This is a genomic window from Comamonas sp. JUb58, assembly GCF_004364775.1.
GTDB lineage: Bacteria > Pseudomonadota > Gammaproteobacteria > Burkholderiales > Burkholderiaceae_C > Comamonas.
In genome coordinates this window covers 1-1,177 of the sequence record NZ_SOAL01000060.1, presented here as the reverse complement: position 1 = coordinate 1,177, position 1,177 = coordinate 1, and the positions used below count along the sequence as shown (strand labels likewise).

Below are 1,177 nucleotides of genomic sequence, written 5' to 3'. Positions count from 1 at the left end.
GCACTCCGCGACCAACCGCAATGCCAAGTAGGGTCCGACGCCGTGTATCTGCGTGAGGTCGACCCCAGTCAACTGATAAAGCAGTGGACGGGAGTCGAAGGCCACCGCGTTTGGCTGTACCGTCTTGTGCCGAGGCTTCGGCAAGACTGTTTCCGGGGCTGGCTTGTCGGCATTCAGCATGACCAGCGAGCGCTCGATCTGCCCATCGCATTCGGAGATACGCTCCTGATAAAAGTCGTAGAGCGCAAGTGCCTGGGATAGCGCGAACAGGTGCTCGACTTGATAGTTGCCGACCAATGCGGCCTGGACCGTCTCGGTCGATGCCTTGCAGCGGACATCCCTCATCGACGCCAGCACTGCTGCATCGCGTTGGCCTCCGGCAATGGCACGGATGATCTTCATGCCGGTCACGCCGGTGATGTCGCTGACGACATGGTGCAGCTGCAGGTTCATGAGGGTCAGCGCCTTTTGCATGTGCTGGATGTGCGCGGCGGCGTAATCGACATGTCGCTCGCGCAACCGCAGATAGGCCCTCAGCGCAGCGATGTCACGAGCAGGGCGGAAGCTGGGCCGGAGCAGTCCGCAGGAGTGCAGACGCTGCAACCACTGAGCGTCGTTCACGTCGCTCTTGCGACCTGGCACCGCACGCGCTTCTCGCGCATTCGCAACGATGACCTCCAAGCCGCGTTCCTCCAGAACCTCATACACCGGAACCCAGTAAACGCCGGTCGATTCCATGGCGACCGTTCGAATACCCATCGACACCAACCAGTCGGCCATTCGCTCAATGTCGCCGGTGAAGGCCTGAAAGGTTTGAACGGGCTCGTCACATAGATCGTGCGGGACGCCAACGACGTGGAATCGCGCTCCGATGTCGATGCCCGCCGCACGTTCATGGATGACGGGCAATCCCGCCGGCTTCGCAGTCAGTTTTGACATGATCACCTCCTGAAGGTTGAGCACGCCGGGCGGGGACTCGGATCAGATCAATTTCCTAAACGGGGTCGCACTATGGCGCCACCACAGCTGGGTCCGCAGCTTCCCCTGGACCAGGTTTTTTGACGGGGTTCGAAGCCTCCAAAAAGCTGTCGGCCACTGCCAGACGCACGACTTATCTTAGGCCTGCACGTGTTTCTCTTCAAAGGGGCGGTACGGCGCGTGCGATGGCCGTTTTTTA

General features: G+C 60.5%; 1 protein-coding gene. It reads right to left on the bottom strand.

The genetic code is table 11. The features are described 5' to 3' along the window. On the bottom strand, window positions 1–939 hold a 939-nt coding region (locus tag EDF71_RS24880), incomplete at its 3' end, for an IS110 family transposase (protein ID WP_133859196.1). Window positions 940–1,177: the final 238 nt, after the last annotated feature.